This window comes from Thermoleptolyngbya sp. PKUAC-SCTB121 (genome assembly GCF_016919485.1).
Lineage (GTDB): Bacteria > Cyanobacteriota > Cyanobacteriia > Elainellales > Elainellaceae > Thermoleptolyngbya > Thermoleptolyngbya sichuanensis.
In genome coordinates this window covers 2,561,890-2,586,603 of sequence record NZ_CP070366.1, presented here as the reverse complement: position 1 = coordinate 2,586,603, position 24,714 = coordinate 2,561,890, and the positions used below count along the sequence as shown (strand labels likewise).

The 24,714-nt window shown below is 55.6% G+C and carries 13 protein-coding genes; 5 read left to right on the top strand and 8 right to left on the bottom strand.

Annotated features, from left to right (window positions below):
* Nucleotides 1–184: 184 nt before the first annotated feature.
* Nucleotides 185–2,497, bottom strand: a complete 2,313-nt coding sequence (locus tag JTM80_RS10765; protein WP_205371171.1) for a filamentous hemagglutinin N-terminal domain-containing protein — start codon at nt 2,495–2,497, stop codon at nt 185–187.
* A gap of 69 nt (nt 2,498–2,566) precedes the next feature.
* Complete coding sequence (locus JTM80_RS10760) at nt 2,567–2,806, bottom strand: hypothetical protein (RefSeq protein WP_172357769.1); 240 nt, start codon at nt 2,804–2,806, stop codon at nt 2,567–2,569.
* Nucleotides 2,807–2,969: 163 nt separating this feature from the next.
* On the opposite strand from JTM80_RS10760, the gene JTM80_RS10755 reads away from it, so the two are divergent.
* Entirely contained in the window at nt 2,970–4,157 is a 1,188-nt protein-coding gene (locus tag JTM80_RS10755; RefSeq protein WP_172354921.1) for a transposase, read from the top strand.
* A 77-nt stretch (nt 4,158–4,234) separates the two neighbouring features.
* The gene (locus JTM80_RS10750; protein WP_172354923.1) at nt 4,235–4,630 is read left to right on the top strand and encodes a hypothetical protein; all 396 of its coding nucleotides are present in this window, start codon (nt 4,235–4,237) and stop codon (nt 4,628–4,630) included.
* 28 nt (nt 4,631–4,658) lie between these two features.
* On the opposite strand, the gene JTM80_RS10745 is transcribed toward JTM80_RS10750, so the two are convergent.
* From JTM80_RS10745 to ureC, 4 genes are all read right to left on the bottom strand, one after another.
* Nucleotides 4,659–5,069, bottom strand: a complete 411-nt coding sequence (locus JTM80_RS10745) for a hypothetical protein (protein WP_172354925.1) — start codon at nt 5,067–5,069, stop codon at nt 4,659–4,661.
* Nucleotides 5,070–5,135: 66 nt separating this feature from the next.
* Nucleotides 5,136–6,305, bottom strand: coding sequence for an LL-diaminopimelate aminotransferase (locus JTM80_RS10740; RefSeq protein WP_172354927.1), 1,170 nt, complete (start codon nt 6,303–6,305; stop codon nt 5,136–5,138).
* 425 nt (nt 6,306–6,730) lie between these two features.
* Nucleotides 6,731–7,174, bottom strand: coding sequence for a hypothetical protein (locus JTM80_RS10735; protein ID WP_172354929.1), 444 nt, complete (start codon nt 7,172–7,174; stop codon nt 6,731–6,733).
* Nucleotides 7,175–7,538: 364 nt separating this feature from the next.
* Nucleotides 7,539–9,248 (bottom strand): urease subunit alpha, encoded by a 1,710-nt coding sequence (gene ureC, locus JTM80_RS10730; protein WP_172354931.1) that lies wholly within the window; start codon nt 9,246–9,248, stop codon nt 7,539–7,541.
* 408 nt (nt 9,249–9,656) lie between these two features.
* Between ureC and JTM80_RS10725 the strand changes: the two genes are divergently transcribed.
* The 3 genes from JTM80_RS10725 to JTM80_RS10715 all read left to right on the top strand — a co-directional run bounded on the left by JTM80_RS10725 (nt 9,657) and on the right by JTM80_RS10715 (nt 19,193).
* Nucleotides 9,657–10,031 carry a VOC family protein gene (locus JTM80_RS10725; protein ID WP_172354933.1) on the top strand — a complete coding sequence of 125 codons (375 nt, stop codon included), beginning with the start codon at nt 9,657–9,659 and terminating at the stop codon, nt 10,029–10,031.
* Between the two features lie 832 nt (nt 10,032–10,863).
* Nucleotides 10,864–16,482, top strand: coding sequence for a cadherin-like domain-containing protein (locus JTM80_RS10720; protein ID WP_205371170.1), 5,619 nt, complete (start codon nt 10,864–10,866; stop codon nt 16,480–16,482).
* Between the two features lie 203 nt (nt 16,483–16,685).
* Nucleotides 16,686–19,193 (top strand): right-handed parallel beta-helix repeat-containing protein, encoded by a 2,508-nt coding sequence (locus JTM80_RS10715; RefSeq protein ID WP_172354937.1) that lies wholly within the window; start codon nt 16,686–16,688, stop codon nt 19,191–19,193.
* A gap of 177 nt (nt 19,194–19,370) precedes the next feature.
* Here JTM80_RS10715 and JTM80_RS10710 read toward each other — a convergent pair whose 3' ends face one another.
* Nucleotides 19,371–20,471, bottom strand: a complete 1,101-nt coding sequence (locus JTM80_RS10710; protein WP_172354939.1) for an ATP-binding protein — start codon at nt 20,469–20,471, stop codon at nt 19,371–19,373.
* Nucleotides 20,472–20,485: 14 nt separating this feature from the next.
* Nucleotides 20,486–23,986, bottom strand: a complete 3,501-nt coding sequence (locus JTM80_RS10705; protein WP_205371168.1) for a PAS domain S-box protein — start codon at nt 23,984–23,986, stop codon at nt 20,486–20,488.
* Nucleotides 23,987–24,714 lie beyond the last annotated feature (728 nt).

Sequence of the window (24,714 nt, the reverse complement as noted above, 5' to 3'; positions counted from 1 at the left end):
TTGCCAGTCCAGCGTTAATGGAACCTTCAGCACGCTCTTGGGATTTTCGGTTTTCGATTTTCGATCTTCAATTTTTGATTCCCATTCCAGGGTACGCGGGACTTTCAGCACACTCTTTGAATTTTCGATCTTCAATTTTCGATTTTCGATTTCCAGTCCAGGGTGCGCGGGGCTTTCAGCACGCTCATTCGGAGTGTGACTCAGGGGAATCGGGCCCACCGGACGCGCAGGCTACTGAGGCGATTTGGCTGCCTGCTGCCATTGGCACTTCCGCTACCAGCCGCACCTGCCCGCTGTCGTTGCGAATCCAGCCTTGGGCCTCGGTGAGGGGCGTTGGGGAGGGGAGAGTTTGGGCTGGGTTGGAGGGTCGGAGCGGTCGATTAGCGGAATAACCTGGTGATCCTGGATCAGCCCAATTTGCGGCGATCGCCCCACTTCCTTGCAAGTCCCCCGGTGCAGCAGGTAGCCCGCCCCACCCAGAGACGACAAATTCCCGCTGGGACAGGGCGATCGCTGTGCCTGCTGTACCGCACCCTCTGGCGATCAGCCGCGAGGCATCTACAGGTTGGGCGGGCAGTTCGACTAGACCCTGGCTGGGGTCAACCACTAACCCGTTGATCGTGACTGTGCCATCCGTCCCGAATCTGGAGTTAACAGTGATATCGCTGCGATCAGTTGGCGCTGGGCGAAAGACGATACCAAAGAGACCCTGAGTGGTTAAATCAACCGATCCACCCCGCCCATCGACAGCACTGGCATCAATGTCGCTGTTTTCCGAGGCCACCGCTGCAATCACATCCGCATTGATAAAAATATTCCCTCCATTGCTACCGCCAAGGCGTTCATCAATGTCAGCCCTGCTGGAGATTCTGCTGCCATTTCTGAGGAGGAGCGATCGCCCTTCTACAATCACATTTCCCCCCTGTCCTTGGGGAACAGAAACAACAGTCGTAATTTTACTTTTCTGATCAAGCAGAATATGGCTTGCTTGCAAACGGACATTACCTGCATTGCCAAAAAGACCAGGCTGGCGAGTATTTGCAAAGGAAGAGCTGTCGATTTGAGACATCCCGCGCATCACAATCGAGCCTGTTGCCTGCACTACTACATCGCCTGCGCTTCCGCTTCCCCCAGTCTGGGCTGAGAGGCGGCTCTGGTTGTCCAGCGTTAAATCCCCGCCGCTAAAGACTTCAATGTTGCCAAATTGACCATCGCCAGTGAACAAGTCAATGGCAGTGTTGTTGTCAATCTCTAGATAGCGTCCAGCCCGCAAAATGATGCTGCCAGAGTTTCCCCTGCCATCAACTTCACTGCGGAGTTGCGTTGAGTTGCGAAGAATTAGGGTATCGCTAGCTTGAATTCGCAGCGTTCCGGCGTTCCCTTCAATTTGTGTGTTGAAGAAAACGTAAGTGTTTGACAGGGTAATGTTTGGTGCTGAGAAGGTGATGTCTCCAGAGTTTCCGTTTGTGGCCTCCGTTGCAATGGCAGAAATATTTTGCAGATCAAGCCGCTCACTGGCAATCAGCGAAATTACGCCTGCATTGGCTCCGCTGCTGCCTGCTAAAAACTGTGCATTTCGAGCGGTTAATCGACGGGCAGCGATCGCAATTCCTCCCGGCTCCTTTATTGCTGGATTTAGCACCGTAGTCACAATTTGCCCATCATTCACCACGCGGACATCGGCTAGGCTGGCATCAGGACTCCATCGCAGGCGCGGCCTTGCAGAAAACGACTGTCCCGCCCGCTGCCACTGCAAGCCGACCTGCCCTGGCTGGCTTAGCCCGCCTATCTCAACTGCTCCCCCTAACGTGCTGAGAATGCCGCCGTCTAATATAACTCCTCCTCCTGCCAGCAACAGGCTTTGCGCTTCTCCAGTTTGCAAGCCTGTGAAACTGAAAAAGGGCGGATCTTCAAAACTTCTGGGATGGCGACTATAGACCTCGATAGGCGCAGGCGCAATCTGGCGATATAGCAGCGCTGAAGGGTTGATCGTCAAATCGGCAGGCACTTCTGTCGGTAGCGCGCTGAACAAGCCCTGATCACCAAATGCGATCGCATCTGCCGTCGTGCCCACAAACGACCCGGCTATGTTTAGCCGCGCATTGCGCCCAAACAGAATGCCGTTGGGATTCATTAAAATCAGATTGGCATCTCCCACAACCCCCAGTGTGCCGCGAATATTTGAGCGGCGATCGCCCGTCACACGAGTCAAAATCGTCCGCACCCCTGCATCGGGCACGAAGAACACGCTACCGCCCCGCTCGACATCCAGCCGCTGCAAGCTGTGAAATAAGTTGCGCCCCCGCTGTGCCCCGCCGTGAATCTGAAAATTCATCCCAGACACAGGCTCCACCCGTGAAGACTCTGTGCCGAGGCTGTTGTCGGCGATGGGGCGACCGAAAGCGCGATCGCCCAGCACCCATCCCCAAAAGACAAGGGCGATCGCGCTGCTCAGAGACTTGCGACTCAAAAGCCAGCGCAATTTCCAGAAGGGCATAGTCTGCTTCACCGGTTTTCCCCTTATTGGTTCTTATTGGTTGTTTAGAACCAACCGCCACAAACGCTTTTACTGCGGAATGTTTTCTTCTGGCGGCTTTTGATCGGTGTCATCATCTTCATCGTCATCCGACGGCACAAACAGCCGATTGCCAGGGTCAATAATCAGGCGAATCAGGCTGCCAGCAGCTTTAGAAAGTGTGATTAACAGACCCACGACCAGATCAACCAGGAAAAAGACAGGACGCAACAAGTAGCGAACAGGGCCCGGAGCAGAAAACGGCACAACCTGCTGGACATCGTATTCCACACGTGGCTTAATTCTATTTCCTGCTGTTGAAGGATTCACTGGGTTAAACCGCGCCACCTGACTGCCTGACACAAGTGGTTGAAAGAGTTGAGACCTCGTCAACAGAGGGAAAAGGTGAGCTGACATGAGACGCTGAAATTTGCGTCATCTCAGGGTCTGTATCATGCCAGCCACCACCTGCCTCTATGATCAAGTGCTGTCGTTATTGCGTCAATCCAGTAATGCCCGCGACCTGCGCCACCTCAAAGCGCTGGCGTGGATGGTGACGGCCCTGGTGTGCAGCGGTCGGTTGAGCCTGCCGCAGTGGGAAGCCTATGTGCCCAGTCGGGCCCGTCAGGCGCAAAGCACCGAACGCCGGTGGCAGCGCTTCCTAGGCAATCGCCGGGTGCGGGTCAAAAGTCTGTACGTGCCGCTGGTGCTAGCCGCCATCCATCGCTGGCAAGGTCGGCGGCTTTACCTGGCGCTCGATACGACGGTGTTGTGGAATCGCTACTGCAGGATTCACCTGACGGTTACCTGTTGCGGACGAGCGGTGCCGCTGCTGTGGCGGGTTTTGGAGCATCCCAGTGCCACCGTCAGCACGAAGCGATACCTCCCCATGCTGCGGTTAGCCCATCGGCTGTTGCAGTCGTACCCCGATGTGATGGTGTTAGCCGACCGCGGGTTTGCTAACCATGACCTGCTGGAGTGGCTAAGCCAAAGTCGCTGGCACTATTGTTTACGCTTGCCCAGTGACGTAGTGGTGCAGGGTCCGCGCCGTCATCCTGTTAAGGTAGGCTATCTGTGGCCTCCCAAAGGTGAAGCTCGACTCTATGAAGGGGTGGGAATCTGGAGCGAGGGGCGCTGGCGCTGCAATTTGGTGCTGGCTCATGTCAAAGGCGTCGAGGAACCCTGGGCGGTCATCACTGATGAGTCTCCCTCCCTCAATACCCTGTGGCAATATGCTCTCCGCTTTCGAGTCGAGGAGCTTTTCCTCGATTCTAAATCTGGTGTCTTTGAGTTAGAAGCTTCCGGCATCCGCTCCGCTCCGGCTCTCGAACGCCTCTATCTGGTCGCGGCGATCGCTATCCTTGATGGCACGACCCAGGGCATGGCGGTGCAACTCGATGGGCTACGCTGCCAGGTTGACCCGCACTGGAGGCGAGGGATTAGCTATCTCAACATAGGTTTGCGCTGGCTCAAGGGTGCCGTCAATAAAGGGCGAACACTGCTTCAGCTGATTGCCCTATTTACCGTTGACCCTGAACCCTGTTTTGCCTCTAAAAAAGCTGAAGCCCACTATTATGACCGCATTTGGTTTTCTAGAATTCAATCCTTGTGCTGCCAGCCGACACCCGGGCAGTCCGCATAAAAAGATGTGTCAGGCAGTCAGGGCTGCGACTTGTTGGGCTTTATGCTGGAGGAACTATCAGCCGCAGAGGTTGACGAATGATGAACCTACTTAAACCGGCGATCGCCTATTTTGCCTGTCTATTTGCCACCGGGTTTTTGTTAGGAACAATCCGGGTTTTATTAATCGTGCCGCGCCTTGGAGAGCGCACCGCAGAGCTATTAGAGATGCCCTTTATGCTGGTTGCGATTCTGATCGCAGCCCCGTGGATAAATCAGCAATATCTCAGCAGCGCAGAGCCATTTCAAAGATTAGGAGTTGGGTTTATTGCGCTGTTGTTTATGCTAATTGCCGACTTTGGAGTTGGCGTGTTTTTGCGAGGAATGCAGCCGCTAGAAGTAATCACGTCACGCGATGCGATTTCCGGAACAGTTTATTATGGAATGCTGCTTTTGTTTGCGCTCATGCCCTGGATTTTGGGTCGCAAACATTAGTGGAAAGTCTGGAATGAAAAGTCTGGAATTATCGGCCTAGCCAGTCGGATAAAACTGGAAATTGAAACAGGTTGACCACCGACTGCCACGCCGGGCCTGCGCCCTGGAGCCAAAGGGCGATCGCAAATCCCAGCAGCGGCAGCAGCGCATAATAAGCCAGTCCGCGCCAAAACCAGCGGTCGAGCGATCGCCCTTGAACGCGCAGCAGCAGCGCCACCCCCACCAGCGCCGCCGCCGCCGCCAAATGAACGATCAGCACCAACTCCAGGCTGAGAAACCAGGCAAAAAAGCCCGCCCAGCCCGGTGCAAACAGATTGAAAAAAACGTAGAGCGCTCCCAGCAGCAGCGCCAGTGGGCCAAGCCAGGTAAGATAAAAAAAGTAACTTTGGCGATGATTAGGGCGATCGCCGCTAGCGCCTGACCTGCTTTCCCGCCGCATCTTGTCCTACTTCGTGCTAAATGATTACCTCTCTAGCAGACGAAATTCAATCTGCAAAAGTTTCTCCTATTGCGTCAGGAAACTTGCGATGCGGTCTACGGCGGTTTCCAAAATAGCGGGGTCGTGAACCAAGGCAAAGCGGACATAGCCCTCGCCGGATTTGCCAAAGCCTGCGCCAGGGGAAACGGCAACGCCCGTGGCTTCGACCAACTGAGTGCAAAAATCGACAGAGCGATCGCCCCAGGGTTCCGGCAGCTTTGCCCAAACGTACATGGCGGTGTGGGGAATGGGCACAGCCCAGCCGATGCGGTGGAGGGCGCTGAGGAACACATCGCGCCGCTGCCGGAAGGTGTCTACCACAGTTTGCACGGTGTCTTGGGGGCCCGTCAGCGCGGCGATCGCCCCATTCAAGATGCCGCGATATTGGTTGAAATCCACCGCTGCTTTTACCTGCCGCAGCGCCAGAATCAGCTCCGCGTTGCCAATCGCATAGCCCACGCGAAAGCCGCCCATGTTGTAGGACTTGGACATCGTGAAAAACTCGATAGAGCAGCGCTTTTGCGGATCGGCTTGCAGCACCGAGGGCGGCGGCGTGGCGCTAAAGTGCAAATCTGCGTAGGGAAAATCGTGAACCAGCACTAGGTCATGCCGCTGGCAAAACTCGACCGCCTGCTGGAAAAACGAGAGCGGGGCGATCGCCGCTGTGGGATTATGCGGATAGCTCAGCACCATCATCCGCGCCTGCGCCAGCACGGGCGGAGGCACATCGTCAAACACAGGCAGGAATCCATTTTCCGCCCGCAGCGGCATGGGATAAATCTGCCCGCCCGCCAAATACACGCCGCCCGCATGGGATGGATAGCCCGGATCGAGCAGTAGGGCAAAATCGCCCGGATTTAGCACTGCCAGCGGCAAATGCGCCGTGCCTTCCTGAGAACCGACCAGCGGCAGCACCTCCGTTTCGGGGTCTACTGCAACGCCAAATTTCTGCATATACCACTGCGCCGCTGCTTCTCGAAAGGCCCGCGTGCCGTGAAACAGCAGGTAGCCGTGGGTGCTGGGGTCGGGCAGCGATTGGGCGATCGCCTCTAGCACATGGGGCGGCGTGGGCAAATCCGACGATCCCAGCGACAGGTCTATTACATCGCGGCCCAGCGCCCGGGCCCGCGCCTTGGCCCGATCCATATCGGCAAAGACATTGGTACGCAGCGGTTGGAGGCGATTGGCGAGTTGCATTTTAGGCTTGAGAGACGAGGGGGCTTGGGGTATTGGGATAACAGTGATGAGATTTGGATGAGATTTGACATCGCGCCGCACTCCCTCCAAAAAAATCGGGTGAGGACGGCAACCCCATCCCCACCCTAACGCACCGAGCGCACCTTAAACGCAACCTCCAGCGCAACCTCAAGCGCTAGTTTTCACACAAGTTTCCAAGTGTCGATTTTCAGGAAAACCTCCAGGCTTCTAAGCTTGACGCAGAACCGTAGCCTGCGGTTCCCGCTGTGGACAGACTTCTCCGTTGCTAGGTGGGGGCGATCGCCCACAGCCAGACATCCGAGCCAAGCGTCCTAAATCATCCTCCTCAAATCATCCTCCTCAACCGGGTGACGTTGAGACGACTGCCCAGTTTTGCAGCCAGTTTTGCAAGCTAGTTCTGCACGCTAGTTCTGCACAATTGTCAGGCTGAAGGGATGGCGGCTGCCTCGCTCTAGATCGCCGACGAATACCGAGTAATTGCCACGCTCCCAGGCCCCCGACGCTTCGATCACGCCATTAGACAAGTTGGTGGCGCGGGCACAGCCCTTGACGCTGCCATCGGCTCCCAAAATCAGCAGCGTGGGGCGGCCACCACCCTCGACGCGAAACCGCAGCGAGGTAAAGGCCTCGGTAACGCGCACGGTCTGCACGGGGCGATCGCTCACAAAGCCGCAACTGCTAGCCTGCGACCCGCCAGAAGTGCCGCTAATCACCTGCTCTCCTTGCAGCGGTGTGGTGACCTGGGCCATCGCCGCTAGCGACATAGCCAGCACGCCCAGCGCGGCCGTGGGCACAATCTGCCAGTTGATATGAAATCTGCTCTTTTGAAAGGCTGCTTTACGTGTCATGTTCCTATCTACTCCCCATACGCTCCGCGAGAGGGGCGATCGCCACTGAATTAATTTCGGGATTGATTTCGGGGCCACCCTGCTTCCCAGCTTTCTTCCAAACCCGTCCGAAATCCGTCATCCTCTGCCCAAAGCCCAACGGGTGAATCATGGGTAAATCATGATCGATCCGTCGCTTCGGCAATTCCAGTAACCAGCGCGAGCCCACCTGCTCGATGATTTGATCGTGTCATTTATTTTTGAGGACTAGCCAAATCCTATGACAGTTCCTCAAGTGCCCGGTGGGATAGGCCACTTCTTCAACTGACCTATGCAAATGACCGATTCGGCAATCGGGAATATGAAGCTGAATGGCTCAACTTGCTTAAAACAGGAAATAGCGCTGGGCCATCGGCAGCACGGTGGCAGGTTCGCAGGTCAGCAGTTCCCCATCGGCGCGGACTTCGTAGGTTTCGGGATCGACCTCAATGCGCGGCGTGTAGTCATTCAGCTTCAGATCTTTTTTGGTCACCTGGCGAATGTTGGACACGGGCAACACTTCGCGCTGGAGCTTCAGCATTTCGGGGATGCCGTTTTGCACACCAGCCTTAGACAGAAAGGTAAAGGACGTGTTAGCGATCGCCCCTCCATAGCTGGCAAACATCGGCCGCATGTGAACAGGCTGCGGCGTGGGGATGCTGGCGTTGGCATCGCCCATCTGCGCCCAGGCAATCAGTCCGCCCTTGATGACTAGCTCTGGCTTCACGCCAAAGAAAGCGGGTCGCCACAGACAGAGGTCGGCAATTTTGCCCACTTCCACCGAGCCAACGTAATCAGAAATGCCGTGAACGATAGCCGGATTGATCGTGTACTTGGCCACGTAGCGCTTGGCGCGGAAGTTGTCGTTGCGCTCGGAATCCTGCAACAGTGGACCCCGCTGCACCTTCATTTTGTGCCCCGTTTGCCAGGTGCGAGTGATCACTTCGCCGATGCGGCCCATGGCCTGCGAGTCGGACGAGATAATGCTGAAGGCTCCCAGGTCGTGCAAAATATCCTCAGCGGCAATGGTTTCCCGACGGATGCGCGACTCGGCGAAGGCCACGTCTTCGGGGATGCCGCGATCGAGGTGGTGGCACACCATTAGCATATCCAGGTGTTCCTCCAGCGTGTTCACCGTGTAGGGGCGGGTGGGGTTGGTGGAGGAGGGCAGCACGTTCAGTTCGCCGCAGACTTTGATAATATCTGGCGCGTGGCCGCCGCCCGCGCCTTCGGTGTGGTAGGTGTGGATGCAGCGCCCCTTAAAGGCGGCGAGGGTGTCTTCCACAAAGCCCGCTTCGTTTAGCGTGTCGGTATGGATGGCAACCTGCACATCGTATTCTTCAGCCACGCTAAGGCAGGTGTCGATCGCCGCTGGGGCTGTGCCCCAGTCTTCGTGCAGCTTTAGCCCAATGGCTCCGGCTTCCACCTGTTCCCGCAGTCCTTCTGGCTTGGCGCTGTTGCCTTTGCCCAAGAAGCCCAGGTTCATCGGAAAGGCTTCTGCTGCTTCTAGCATTCGGTGAATATTCCATGCGCCGGGAGTGCAAGTCGTGGCGTTGGTGCCGGAGGCCGGGCCGGTGCCGCCGCCGATCATGGTGGTAATGCCAGAGGCGATCGCCACTTCGATCTGCTGCGGACAGATGAAGTGAATGTGCGAGTCGATGCCGCCTGCTGTGAGGATCATGCCTTCTCCGGCGATCGCCTCCGTTGAGGGCCCAATCACAATCGTCACGTTGTCCTGAATGTAAGGATTGCCCGCCTTGCCAATGCCAACGATGCGCCCGTCCTTGATGCCCACATCGGCTTTGACAATGCCCCACCAGTCCAAAATCAGCGCATTGGTAATTACCGCATCCACTGCACCATCTTCGCGGGAAATGGGCGATTGCCCCATGCCGTCGCGGATCACCTTGCCGCCGCCAAATTTCACCTCGTCGCCGTAGGTGGTAAAGTCTTGCTCGACTTCGATAATCAGTTCGGTATCGGCCAGACGGACGCGATCGCCCACGGTTGGGCCAAAGGTTTCCGCATAGGCGCGGCGATCCATGCGATAGCTCATAGCTGGAGTTTGGGGGTCAGGAGTCAAGGGATAGCGTTGCTGCTTGAAGATGAAAGGCAGCAAAATCAACCCTCTTCTTTTAACTCGCAGAATGTAGCACGGGGCGTAGCCAAACAGACCAATTGGCGGCAAAAGTTAAGCTTTTTAACGGCGATCGCCCCAGGAACTCGTACTTCTGTACTATTCATGCCTCTGTACTGTTAAGTTACCCTCTGACTGTACTAACAATCCCTCCACCTCCCCAGCGTCCCCTTAGAGCTAATTTATGAAGCAAATCTTAAGAAGCCTGAAACTCTTGGCATGTGTGGCTTTGAGGTCATGTTTGCCCAGGAAAAGCGGTTTCTCGGAAATCCTTGATTAACAAGGCTTTCAGGCTCCTTTACAAATTAGCTCTTAGCGCTCCCTATCATGGACACTCCCAGCATCCTCTCTCACGTTTCCCTGGGCACGAACCAGTTCGAGCAGGCTGTCGCTTTCTATGACCAGGTGCTACCAACGCTGGGCTGCCGCAAGATTGAGGAATTTCCCGGCGCTGCGGCCTACGGCAAGCTGTTTCCCGAATTTTGGATTCAGACCCCGTTCAATGAGCAGCCTGCTTCCACAGGCAACGGGGTGCATGTCGCCTTCATCGCGGCAAGCAAGGAGGCAGTTCATGCTTTCTATGAGGCAGCGATCGCCGCAGGCGGCACGTCAGACGGAGAACCTGGCCCCCGCCCACACTACAGCCCCGCCTACTACGGCTGCTTTGTCCGCGATTTGGACGGGCACAAGGTGGCTTTGTGAATTTGTTCCGCTCAAAGGGATTCAGGGAGAAGCAACTCAAACCCGCAATCGAGATTCTCCATAAAGATTTTGCCATGCATTCGCTAGGTTTTTATGCTAGTTTCCCAGCGAAATTACGAATGCCTTGCCGCCTTGCAGAAAATTTATCACCTCAATTAATAAAACTAATAGAAACCGCTGCCGTGATAACCCACATAATTCTCGAATCACCATCGCCCCCTCGATCCCTAATCTTGAGCCACCCGTAAAAACACGTATTTTTATTCCTCCAAATAGCTGTGACAAAGCTGTCTACACGTGAATCCACTTATGCAAGAAATCTCGACGGATAGGGTACTTTAGATTGAGGGACTGATGTATATTATAATACAAAAGCTGAACTGCTGAACTACTGATCGGTGCCGCATTTATCTCGCGGGCATTCGAAGGGCAGGCAATTGCCCTTAGTTAGCTTTCTACCTAAGCTTGACATACCCATCTCTAGCTGCACATCCGCTCTTTGAGGTGCCTTCTGCCTTAGCAGAATCCAGCGAGTGGAGACAATCAGCACGTAGATAGATAGCGTTATTAGCGGGTGCATCTAGGCACGACTTGTGTTCCAGCACTGTTCGAGCCTTCCTACAAAAGACCGCAAGCAAGCGCTTCTGGGTATCTGCTGCTTGCAGCTTGCCATCTCCTGAAGCTTCACTTGAGCCGACTTGCTAGAGCCGTCTCACTGCGATTGCTTCAGAAAAAGAAACCTAGACAAAAGCTTAATTGAGGCTTAAGCAAGGACAAAAGTAGCTAGATTTTTCAAGGTCATATGGATACAGTAGGAATCTCTCTTCTCCTTGTGGACTCAGCGGTCGAAAACGTCCAGCAACTTCTTCAAAACACCAGCAAGCACATTAAAGTTGCAGTCATTGACCGTACTCAAAATGGGGTCGAAACACTCATTCAGTGGCTACAGCAGTTCCCCCATCTCCAGCAGGTTCATATCCTGGCCCACGGCGCACCTGGCCGCATCTTTTTGGGAAATACCCAACTGAGCCAGGATACCCTCCAGGCTTACCAGGAAGCCCTGCGCCGTATCCGTCAGCGCCGGAAAATCTCCCAAGCTCCCCTAGACCTGTTGCTCTACAGTTGCAACGTGGCTGCGGGTGAAGTTGGCACCGCCTTTGTCGAAAGCCTCCATCGCCTCACGGGGGCCAACATCGCAGCATCCTCAGGTCCCGTGGGCAATGCGGCCCTCGGTGGCACTTGGCATCTCGATACCCAAACGAGCGCTTTCCCGATCGCCCTGCCCTTTGCGACGGCAGCCGCCCATCGCTATCCGGGTCTTCTGGCTCCCGTGAGCATCAGCGGCATCATCGCCAACTATGTAGACCTCCCGGACAACGCCAGCACCTACACTGCCAACGAACTCGGCAACCCCGATGGCGACGGCACTGCCAACGAACCCTACACCTACAACTTTCCAGTCGGCACCAACAACAATCTCGTCATTTCTGGCTTCACCGCTGCATCATCCACCTACAACCTTGTCCAGCTTGTCGATCAGCTCAAGCTCCGGCGCGTCCCCAATGCAAATGTCTCCAACGCTGGGGGTCGTCAGATCTTTTGGTACGAAATACAGAACCTTAATGCAAGTGGCAACGTCCTCAACCTGAAACCGTCTCGAATCAACACGATGGAGGAGGCGCTCCTGGGCACTGTCATCAACCGAGGGGTTGATAACATTTTTGCCAATCAGGGCGACAACAACATCAACAACATCGAACGGATCGACTTCATTGCCAGCGGTGGCCTCACGGCTCCCATCGCCGCCAACCTCAACGACATCGGCTTCCTTCTGCTAGAGCGCGGAGGCAACGACCCACTGACGATTGCTGCAATTACAGCCGTAGATGCCAGCGGCAATCCAACTGCCTACGGGCCCCTACAGGTCGTGTCTGCAACTGCCTGGGGAGCTTCAAGCTTCAACCTGGCCACTGCCGTGCTGAATGACATGGGGTCAGGGGGCAATCCTCGTTTCAGTTCTAATATCGGTTCTCAAAACATCAAGGGGGTCTTTCTGAGCTATTCGGCCCTGGGTATTGGCGCAGGGCAAACCTTCTTTGGCTACTCCGTCTTCCCCAATGATGTGGGTACGGACTTAGTGAACTTGACTGATGCAGTTCTGAACAGTTCTAGTGCCTCAGGACAAGGGGGCCTGGATTTGGTGGCAGGCGGCGGCATCTTTGTGAAGAGTGGTAGCAATTTGGCTCCTACTCTCAACCTCGACCCCTTTAATATCACGGGTGGCCCGGATGATTTCAACTTTCAGGCGACCTTCACAGGCAGTGCGGTTGCCATCACAGCGCCGAATGCCTCTGGCTTCGACCCCAACAACAGCGGTGCAGATATCGAAACGCTCACCATCTCCGTCAACGCCCCCAATGGCAACAGCGAAGCCCTCATCATCGGCGGCACACCTTTCATCCTAGGGACTGCTAACAGTGGAACCGTGACGATCGGCTCCACGACCTTTGCAGTCAGCGTTGCTGTGTCTGGGACAACCGCTACCCTCACAATTACTCGGAACGGCGGCGGCGATCTTTCCAACGCAGCCGTAAGCGCCCTGCTGCAATCCCTTCAATACAACAACACAGCTTCGTCCCCCAACACAACGCCTCGTGTTTTCTCCTTTGTTGCCAATGACGGCGCGCAAAACAGCAACACGGTTACTTCTACCATCGGCATCAGCGTTTCCTCGGTTAACAATCCTCCTGTAGACGACGATGAGAACCTTAGCGTCGCAGAAGACAACCCGTTAACTGGGAACCTGCTGAGCAACGCGACGGATGTGGATGGCGACACCCTCAGCATCACCCAGTTCACCATCGGCAGTACCACCTACACCGCCGGGGACACCGCCAACATTCCTGGCGTAGGGACGCTGACCATCAACGCCAATGGCACATTCACCTTTACCCCAGCGCCAAACTACAACGGCCCCGTGCCGCCTGTGAGCTATGTGGTTGGCGATGGTAACGGCGGGACAGACACTTCAACGCTGAGCATTACCGTTACTCCAGTCAACGATCCACCGATTGACGGCGACGAAACTCTTAGCGTCGCAGAAGACAACCCGTTAACTGGGAACCTGCTGAGCAACGCGACGGATGTGGATGGCGACACCCTCAGCATCACCCAGTTCACCATCGGCAGTACCACCTACACCGCCGGGGACACCGCCAACATTCCTGGCGTAGGGACGCTGACCATCAACGCCAATGGCACATTCACCTTTACCCCAGCGCCAAACTACAACGGCCCCGTGCCGCCTGTGAGCTATGTGGTTAGCGATGGCAACGGCGGGACAGACACTTCAACGCTGAGCATTACCGTTACTCCAGTCAACGATCCACCCGTCGATGGCAATGAGAACCTCAGCGTTGCAGAAGACACTCCGCTGAGTGGCAATTTGCTGTCGAATGCGACGGATGTGGACGGCGATACCCTCAGCATCACCCAGTTCACCATCGGCAGTACCACCTACACCGCCGGGGACACCGCCAACATTCCCGGCGTAGGGACGCTGACCATCAACGCCAATGGCACATTCACCTTTACCCCAGCGCCAAACTACAACGGCCCCGTGCCGCCTGTGAGCTATGTGGTTAGCGATGGCAACGGCGGGACAGACACTTCAACGCTGAGCATTACCGTTACTCCAGTCAACGATCCACCCGTCGATGGCAATGAGAACCTCAGCGTTGCAGAAGACACTCCGCTGAGTGGCAATTTGCTGTCGAATGCGACGGATGTGGATGGCGACACCCTCAGCATCACCCAGTTCACCATCGGCAGTACCACCTACACCGCTGGAGACACCGCCAACATTCCCGGCGTAGGGACGCTGACCATTAACGCCAATGGCACGTTCACCTTCACCCCAGCGCTAAACTACAACGGCCCCGTGCCGCCTGTGAGCTATGTGGTTAGCGATGGCAACGGCGGGACAGACACTTCAACGCTGAGCATTACCGTTACTCCAGTCAACGATCCACCCGTCGATGGCAATGAGAACCTCAGCGTTGCAGAAGACACTCCGCTGAGTGGCAATTTGCTGTCGAATGCGACGGATGTGGACGGCGACACCCTCAGCATCACCCAGTTCACCATCGGCAGTACCACCTACACCGCCGGGGACACCGCCAACATTCCTGGCGTAGGGACGCTGACCATCAACGCCAATGGCACATTCACCTTTACCCCAGCGCCAAACTACAACGGCCCCGTGCCGCCTGTGAGCTATGTGGTTAGCGATGGCAACGGCGGGACAGACACTTCAACGCTGAGCATCACGGTTACTCCAGTCAACGATCCACCCGTCGATGGAAACGAAACCCTCAGCGTTGCAGAAGACACTCCGCTGAGTGGCAATTTGCTGTCGAATGCGACGGATGTGGACGGCGACACCCTCAGCATCACCCAGTTCACCATCGGCAGTACCACCTACACCGCCGGGGACACCGCCAACATTCCTGGCGTAGGGACGCTGACCATCAACGCCAATGGCACATTCACCTTTACCCCAGCGCCAAACTACAACGGCCCCGTGCCGCCTGTGAGCTATGTGGTTAGCGATGGCAACGGCGGGACAGACACTTCAACGCTGAGCATTACCGTTACTCCAGTCAACGATCCACCCATCGATGATGACGAGACTCTCAGCGTCGCCAAAAATACCCCGCTAAGTGGCAATTTGCTAGACAACGCAACAGATGCAGATGGTGATGCACTTAGCGTTATCGAGTTCACAATTGACGGTGATACTTATTACAGTGCAGGCGATACTGCCACAATTCCAGGCATTGGCACACTGACCATTAACACAGACGGTACGTTCACGTTTATTCCGGTTACGGGCTATGTTGGGCCGGTGCCGCCTGTGATTTACACCGTCATGGATAGTAGCGAGACGACGGATGTATCTACGCTCAGCATCACAGTTATTCCTGCCAATAGCGCCCCTATTGACGGCAATGAGACCCTCAGTGTGGCAAGAGACAACCCGCTGAGCGGCAATCTACTGAGTAATGCGACAGATGCCGATGGCGACACGCTCAGCATCACCGAGTTCACTATTGGCACAACCAAGTTCACTGCTGGACAAACGGCCAACCTGCCGGGGATTGGCACGCTGACTATTAACGCGAACGGCACGTTTACGTTTACTCCAGCGACGGGATATACAGGGCCAGTGCCGCCTGTGACTTACACTGTCAGCGATGGCAACGGTGGCACTGACACCTCGACCCTGAGCATTACAGTCACAGGGACGGATGGAAATCCTGCACTTACGATTGATTTGGATGCAGACGATAGTAGTGGTGTTTCTGGGCGGGATTATCAGACCCGCTTTGTGCAAGGATTTCCAGCGCCGGTTGCTGATATTGACCTGACGATTAATAGCGCTGGCAGCACGATTCTTCAGCAGGCTGTGATTACATTGGTCAATCGACCGAATGGTACCTTGGAGAGCCTTAGCATTCGGGGTGCCCTGCCGCCGGGGATTACCGCCTCTGCCTACAACCCTGCGACGGGTCAGCTAATTTTGAGCGGTGCGGCATCCCTAGCGGATTATAAGCGGGCGATCGCCACCATCACCTACAACAACTCCGCCCGCTCTGTAGATACCACCAATCGCACTATCACGGTGGTCGTCAGCAATGGCACGCTGACCAGCCCGCCTGCGACAACCACGATTGAAATTGCGTCCCAGAATATCATCAACGGCTCCTCAGGGTCAGACACCATCATCGGAACCGACGGGGATGATGTGTTAAACGGATTTAGCGACCGAGATATTATCAATGGTCGGGGCGGAAACGACATCATCAACGGTGGCAGCGATCCTGATGTTTTGCGAGGGGATGAAGGTGACGATATCCTCAACGGCGGCACTGGAAACGATGACCTAGATGGCGGGGATGGGAATGACATCATTAACGGCGGCGGCGGCAACGACCTGATCCACGGTCGAGCAGGCGATGACCTCCTCAATGGGGGGCGTGGTCGAGATCGGATTTTTGGCGGCACGGGTCGGGATACGCTAAACGGCGGCGGTGGCAACGATTTGCTAGTAGGTGACGAAGGCGACGACGTGATTAACGGAGGCCGCGGCAACGACCGGATCATCGGCGGTGCAGGACGCGATCGCCTCACTGGTGGACAAGGCAATGACCTCTTTATCTATCGCTCGAAGTCTGAATTTGGCGATGTCATCACGGACTTTGAGATTGTGCGCGATCGCATCGACCTGCGAGCCATCTTCCGAGGTCATGGCTCCATGAGTAACATCCGTCTCCGTCAGGTGGGTGCAGATACTCAAGTGGATGTCAAAATTGGGGGTCAGTTTGCGACCTTGGGCGTGCTAGAAGCCGTAAATGCAAACACCCTGCAAGCTCGTCACTTTATTTTCTAGAAGGTATCTGGCATCTTTCTGGATTAGGACTTACGCAGTTGGATGATTTCTCGCGGGCTGCGCCCGCGAGAAATCATCCAAAACCCAGAACCCTTAATTGCAAGTGCGTAAGTCCTATGGATATTTCCAGATACCCTCTAGTTGCATTTCCTGCGGTCTTATCTTATTTGCCTCGTGTTTTGTCGAGTTTACCCCTAACCAAGATGAAGTGTTTTCCCCTAAAGCTTGTTTCCTGTGGACTCCTGCTAGAGATATTACTGAGTGGTTTTCTCAATCCAAGCCCCATCAAAGCCCAGGAAGCCCCCCTGCCCGATACTCCCACGAGTGATTCTGCAATTGACCTGGCCATTCCAGTGCGGGCCAGCGCAGGCTACAACACGGGTGGATCGGGTTATGAAGAGGCAGTAAACCTGGAAGGATTTATCCCGCTGCATCAATCTCCGGGGGAGCGGATTACCTTCCTAGAGCCAAGGCTTTATCTGGGTGAAGAGAGCAACGTCGGCGGCAGTCTTCTTCTGGGTCACCGATTCTACGATGCGGATGACAACCGGATCTGGGGGGGCTATCTGGCTTACGATAATCGCCAGACCCGGCGTAATACGTTTCATCAGTTGGGGCTGGGGTTAGAAAGCTTAGGCGCGATTTGGGATTTTCATTTCAATGCTTACCTGCCGATTGGCGATCGCCGTCAGGTCGATCGCGAACAGGAAATCAGCAGCATTCTGAACACCAGCACCCGCTTTCAGGGCAACTTTCTGCTCCTGGAAAGTCTGATCGAGGAGCAGCGATTGCGAACCTACGAAGCGGCCGCTGGCGGGTTTGACCTGGAAGCAGGCGCTCGTCTTGCCCACTGGCAGGGAGGAGACTTGCGGGGCTATGGCGGCATCTATTTCTATGACCCCGCAGGCGGCGACAGTACCTTGGGTTGGCGGCTGCGCCTGGATGCCGATGTTAATCCTAGTCTGAACTTTGTCCTCGCCCTCCAAGATGACGATCTGTTTGGCACTAACTTACTCTTCTCTGCAACGCTTACCTTTCCTCGCATTCGCCCTCGCGGCCCAATTGGCAATCCGATGCTGGTTCAGGCTAGACTCGGCGAGCCAATTCTGCGGGCGCGAGGCATTGCCCTTGATCGTCAACAAGAAGTCGAGCGCTCGACCCAGCAGGTGACGATGCCCTTGATGAACCCAGAAGAAGAGCAGCCGTATCGGTTTCATCATGTGATTTTGGGCCGGAGACCGGGTGGCGACGGGACGTTTGAGCGACCCTTTGGGACGGTTCAAGCGGCTCTCAATGCCACTCGCTCTGACGGCAACGACGTGGTGTACGTTGATGCAGGGCGCAGGGTGAACATTCCTGCCTTCACCATTCCCGATCGGGTGCAGGTGCTATCTCAGGGCCCCGTGCAGCTACTCGGTGGCTTGCCCTTTCCTGGCTTTCCCAGAACAGACGTGCGGCTGCCCTTTTCCCCAGTCCTGAATTACCAGGATGGTGTTTTGGTGCGGCTGCCTCTGTCGGGCGATGGCAATTTTCCGGTTATCCGGGGCGGCGGCCCAGATCTGGTGAGATTGGGGAACCGCACCGTCTTAGCTGGATTCCGCCTAGAGGATGCGGCGGGCAGTGCCATCATGGGCAATGGCGTTCGAGACGTGGAACTGCGCGATAACTCGATTCGGAATGCGGGCGATCGCGGCATTTTCTTGGACAACGTGACGGGCAGCGTCGTTATCTTTGACCATCAGCTTCGCAACATTGCGGGCGGGGCCGGTTCTGGGCAGGGGATGCTGATTCGCAACACTACTGACGGTACGACCCAAGTGACCATTGCCCGCTATCGATCCAGCGGTCAGCGGGTGGGGATTGAGATGGTGGTGGAGGGCGATCGCCCCGCCAGCCTCACACCCGAACAAACCATCACCCTGCGAAACGTGGTGATTACAGACAGCCGCGACCAGGGACTTTTGGTACAAGCCAACGACGTAGGCAACCAGCAAATCGACCTCCGCCGGGGCCGCATTCTCAACAGCGGTGGCCAGGGGGTTCTGATTCAGGCGGATAACACAGGCTCTCAGGAGGTCACCCTGGAAAACGTCCTCATTCAAGGCAGCAGCGGCGCAGGGGTGCAGGTTGTTGGCAGCGTGCTGGATAGCCTGACCACCTCTGCCCAAGAAGTCTACCTCCGCCGCAACCGAATTGAAAACAACGGCGGCGCAGGCATTGATATCACGGCCAATGGACTGTCGGCTCAGGAGTTTGGCATTGGGAACAACATCATCCGCAACAACGGCGGGCCGGGTATCCAGGCCGTTGCAAACAATCGCTCATTTCAGGAATTTGTAACCGATCGGGCTAACAACTCTCGCGGCATCAGCGACAATGAAATTGTTGGCAATCAGCAAGCAGGCATCAGACTCACGATTAACAATAGTGCGACCGCGATTGCCGATATTCAGGACAACCGGATTGCCGACAATCTGACGGCAGGCAACCCAGATTTGACCGTTACATCGACCAGCAATGCCGCTGATGTGTGTGCAGTGGTGAACAACAACAGCAGCGCAGCCGGAATTCGCCTGAGCAACCCGGCTGGGGGGCTATTTGAGGTGGGCGATTTGCCAACGGTTGCCACACGCAACACGGGGACGGTGGAAGTGCTGCCGGGGCCGCCCGTGTTTACGAACAAGCCGGGGGCGCAGTCTTGCTTCCGATAGTTGAGCCGTCTGTTTGCAATCCTTGCATTGATTGGCGATTTTGGATTTTGGATTTGCGATTTTGGATAGCGAGTCAAGCGTCTGGGGGGCTTCCAGGAGTTTCAGGCGTAGCGCCACTTAGTAGCACTTTAGTAGCACTTTAGTAGCACTACTGGGCACCACTTAGCGGAACTCATATTAGCCCTCCGAGCGGTTGAGCTGCACGGTAAACACAGTCCCTTCCCCCAAGGTGCTTTCCACGCTGATCTGACCGCCGTGGAGGTCGATGCAGCGTTTGGCGATCGCCAGCCCCAGCCCCGTGCCGGGAATTTCGCCGACGTTGCTGGCCCGATGAAACGGCTCAAACAACTGCAACAGAGACTCTGGCGGAATGCCAATGCCCTCATCTTTGACCTGAAGCCCAATCGTATCCGGTTGGCAAGATACCGTCAGAGATACGCAGCCCCCTTCTGGAGAATATTTCACTGCATTCGACAGCAGATTGTTCACCACATGCCACAGCAGCTTGTGATCAAGCCGGGTGATGCAAGGCGCTCCATCCGAAAAGAAAGCCAATTCGCACTGATGATCTGAGGTATAACGCCAGACCTCGACCTGCTCTTCGCAAAAGCTGGCGACATCGATGGGCGCAGGGAAGAATTCCAGATGGTCAGAATGCATTCGCTCTAGCAGGAGAATATCTTCTAGCAAGAGGCTGAGACTTTCGGCTGCGGTTTGAATCTGCTGAAGATGCTGCTGCTGTTTATCCGGAGGGAGCAGATTGCCATAACGTTGCAACGAGTCAGCACAGGCGCGGATTGCCATCAGCGGCGTGCGAATTTCGTGAGAAACCACTGCCAGATGTTCGGCGCGGCGCTGCATTTCGGCTTCGGTCAATTGCTGAGCCGCTTCGGCAGCAGTTTCGGCGCGATGGCGGGCCAGGGCAATTTCAATCGTGGTTGCCAGAATGCGATCGTTAAAGGGTTTGAGGACATATCCATAGGGGTGCGAGGCTGCAACCCGCTCTAGCGTGGCCTGATCAGCATTGGCCGTGAGATACACCACGGGAATGTGGAGCTGGGTTTGAATTTGTGCGGAAGCATCGATACCGTCTATCTCTCCAGGCAGCCGAATGTCCATTAGCACTAGATCTGGCCGCAGTTGCTCAGCTTGGCGCACTGCGTCGATGCCCGTGTCGGCAATTGCTACAATCTCGTAGCCAAGCCGCTCTAGCGATTCCCGCAGGTCATACGCGATGAGGTGTTCATCTTCAACAATGAGCAGACGAGTGGGTGGCATAGGACGGCAAGCGGTTAAGCAGACGGGTTTGCGATTGGGAAGCGAATGATAAACATTGTCCCCGATTCGCGCTGAAGCTCCAGGTCGCCCTGCAACTGAGCAACTAGGCTGCGGACGATGACCAGTCCCAGGGAGTTGGTGTGCTGCCAGTCCAGATCGGGCGGCATTCCAACGCCATTGTCGCTCACCGTTAGCGTTCCCAGATGGGATGTCGTGCTGTCGTCGGCGGGTGGCTGAATTTCTACGCAAATAGTAATATTACCGGACTGGCCCTCTGGAAAGGCATATTTTAGGGCGTTGGAGACTAGCTCGTTGATGATCAGTCCGCAGGGAATAGCCGTGTTGAGGTTGAAGCTGAGTCCGTGGGTGGCGATCGCCGGAACAATGTGCTGCTGGCTCACCCCATAGGTCTGAAACAGATTGGCCACCAGCGGACGAATGTAGTTATCCAGGTCGATTTTCGAGAAATTGGCTGATTGATAAAGCTGTTCGTGGATAATCGCCATCGACTGCACCCGATTTTGGGATTCCAGCAGCAGCGTGGCCGTGGTGCGATCGTCTAGGCGGCGGGCCTGCATTCGCAGCAGGCTGGAAATCACCTGCAAGTTATTCTTGACGCGATGGTGGATTTCTTTGAGCAGCACCTCTTTTTCCTGGAGGGAGGTGCGAATTTGGGCATCGGCCTGTTTGCGATCGCCAATTTCCTGCACCATCGCCACGCCATAGCCCAGTCGGCTCAAATCATTGCGAACAAAGCAAGCCGTCAACTCCACCCAGAGGATCTGCCCGTCTTTGTGAATCAGGCGCTTTTCAATGCGGAAATGGGGAACTTCTTGCGGACTGCCGAGGCGACTGGTTTCGCGCATGGCTTGCTCCAGCAGCGGTGCAGACAAATTCCAGTCGGCCGGATAGGTAATATCTGCGGGGGTGAAGCGGGTCATTTCCTCCGGGGTATAGCCCAACATCTGACAAAAGCGCTGGTTTGCCCGCAGGATGTGCCCCGTCTCTGGCGACAGCAGCAGAATGCCAATCGGGGCGTTTTCAAACAACTGTCGAAACATTTCTTCGCTCTGGCGCAGCGCCGCTTCGGTTTGCTTGAGGTGGGTTACGTCCATCGTCACGCCGATCAGCTTGACCGCAACGCCCGCGTCATCAAATAGATACGTGCCCCGTTCGTAGAGCCAGTGCGTAGAGCCGTCTAGCCAGACGACCCGATACTCTAAGTCGTAAGGCATGTGGGTTTGCAAACAGTCGTACTCAATTTTGTCTAGCCGCTCTCGGTCGTCGGGATGCACCCGGTCATAAAACGACTGGTGAACCGGGCGGGGACTGATTTCGTTTCCGTGGGAATCCAGCACGCGCCCGTCGGCATCAGTGCAATAGCCCAGAATGGCGTAGTTTTCTGGCGACCAGGTTTGCGCTCCGGTAGCCATGTCGCGCTCCCAGATACCCATCTGGGCAGTAGACAGCGAAATTTGCAACTGGGCAGTGCGCTCTCGCACCCGCTGTTCGAGATCCTGGTTGAGGCGCTGGAGATCGGCTTCGACTCGCCGCCGCTCGGCTAGTTCCGCTTGGGCCGTTTGATAGAGATGGGACTGCTGAATGGCGATCGCCATTTGATCAGCAACCAGGCGTACTAGCGCCAGCTCGTCCTCTCGCCAGGTTTTTGAGTGGCTATTGCACTCCAGCCCCAACGCTCCCCACACCAAGCCCTCCACCCGCAGCGGCATCAGCAGCCAGTGGCCCAATACGGGGTCGCCCTCAACTGGATATGCCGGATCAACACCCGACAGGTCGCCTGTGCGCTCGATCTGCACAATTTCCAAGCGCTTGAGCCGAGCCGCAATCGGGTTATTGTCATCGGGAATCTCTAGACCCGATGGACGAAAGTTGGCGCTGTGGGCATAGCTGGCCACATCCACCCATACTCCCCGCTGCGAGTCGTAGCGCGACACCCAAACGCCGTTCACCGCCAGCAAGAAAGCGACCTCGCGGGTGGCAGTGGCGAAGACATCTTGCAGGTCAAGCGAGTTGCGAATCGCCTGCATGACCCGGTTGAGCGCTCGTTCGCGGGCAAACTGCTGATGCAGCGAGGCCTGGGCCTGCAAACGATCGGCTTCAATTCGCTTGCGATCGCTGATATCTCGCAGGATGGCGGTGAACACGACCTCTCCGCCGAGTACCAACCTGGACACCGAGGCTTCAGCCGGAAACTCGCTACCGTCTTTGCGGCGGGCCCGCACCTCGCCTAAAAGCCGATTGCCCCGTTGAGACGGCTGTTCTGACTGATGGGGCGATCGCTGATGGGGCGATCGCAACAGCGTTGACTCATGGATTGCTTCGCGGTCTGTTTCAAAGAAATCCTGGGGCAGCAGCACATCAATTGACTGCCCCATCACCTCAGCGCTGCTGTAGCCGAAAATGCGTTCGGCACTCTGATTAAACAGAATGATTCGCTGAGACTGGTCAACCGAAATAATAGCGTCTGCCGCAATGTCGAGAATGCCCGCCAGCCGCGCCTCAGACAGCCGCAACGCGGCTTCGGTTTGTTTGCGACTGGTGATATCCATAATGATGCCAATCATGCCAGTGGGCGTGCCAGAGGAAGCATATAGCCCCCGCCCTAGCCCCAGCACCCAGCGGGTGGTGCCATCGGGCAAAATGATGCGATATTCGGCTCGATAGTCGGTTTGCTGGATCAGCGCCGCCTGCACGTTTTCTTCGACCCAAGACAAGTCATCTGGATGGACAGCCTGCTGCCAGTGTTCGTAGGTAGGTTCGACATCGGTGGGAGACAGTCCTAATAACCGAAAATGGTTCTCGTTCCAATCCAGTCGGCCAGTAGCCAAATCCCATTTCCAAGTGCCCACATGGTTAAGATTTAAGGTCAGCCGCAGCAGGGACTCTTGCTCTTGCAAGGCTAGTTCTGCCTGCTTGCGGTCGGTGATGTCTATGCTGAGGGTGTTAGCGATCCAGCTTGTCTGTCCGTCAGCAGACTTAGTGGGCTTTTCTACGCGAAAGCGCGTAGAAATCCACCGCAAGCCAGTGGTTTTGTGGGTAAAGCGATATTCCACCGCAAAGGTACGCTGGCTGGATGGGGTGTCTGCATGAACCGCGAGGATATTGGCAAAGATGGTTTGGGCGATCGCCCGATCGTCTGGATGAACCTGCTCATGCCATAGACCAGGCTGCGCGATAAACTCCTGTGCGGAGTAGCCAAAGATATGGGCATATCCAGCAGAGCAGTAAGTGTAGTACCAGCGCCCATCGGCAAAGTGTCGAATCTGGGCGATCGCCGCATCCACGCCATCCAGCAATCCCTGCAACTGCTCCCCAATTTGCTGCGCGGCCTGGGCCTGCTGAAGCGCGGCCTGCTGCTGCTGAAGTTGGGCTTCTAGCTCGGCAATGCGCGATCGCAGCGCGGCTTTGCCCTCTGGAACCCAGTCCAAATCACCCGCCTGCGCCGCAGACGAGACCAAAGGAAGCTGAGATTTAGGCGCTTGCGATTCGTCCATCGGATACTGTCATCGGATACTGTTCAGACAAACATGAAGCGGAATGGAGGGCGATCGCACACTAGCTTTATAAAAGCTCTAAAGAAACGGAAATAAACCCGTAAATTCTCATAACTTTAGACAACGGAACTGCCGCCAGTTTTTTACAGATTTCTTCACTACTTCTTCCTTAATCTCTTCTTCATGCGCTTTGGCAGACTTCCATCATAGTTTTCTATGATGAAGCCAGAGTTTCACACATACGCGACTTCTGTTCCAGAAATCAAGTCCTCATCCGTTCCTTTTACTAGGCATGTCTAAGAGCTAATTTGTAAAGGAGCCTGAAAGCCTTGTTAATCAAGGATTTCCGAGAAACCGCTTTTCCTGGGCAAACATGACCTCAAAGCCACACATGCCAGGAGTTTCAGGCTTCTTAAGATTTGCTTCATAAATTAGCTCTAATGGGCTGACGGTTGGATCTACATCAGATCTTTAGATTTAGGACTGACGCAGTTGGGCAATTTCTCGCGGGCTGTGCCCGCGAGAAATTGTCCAAAATCCAGAAAGCCTATCGCAAGTGCGTAAGTCCTGAGATTTTCAGATTTTCAGAAGATGCACGGTCAAGACGGATAAGGCGTAACGCACTGTTTACAGCACCGTTTACAATTTATGAGGGAATTTCTGATTTCCACACTGATTCCCACACTGGTTTCAAGACTGATCGCTCTACGCTTGACTCTTGTGTCTAA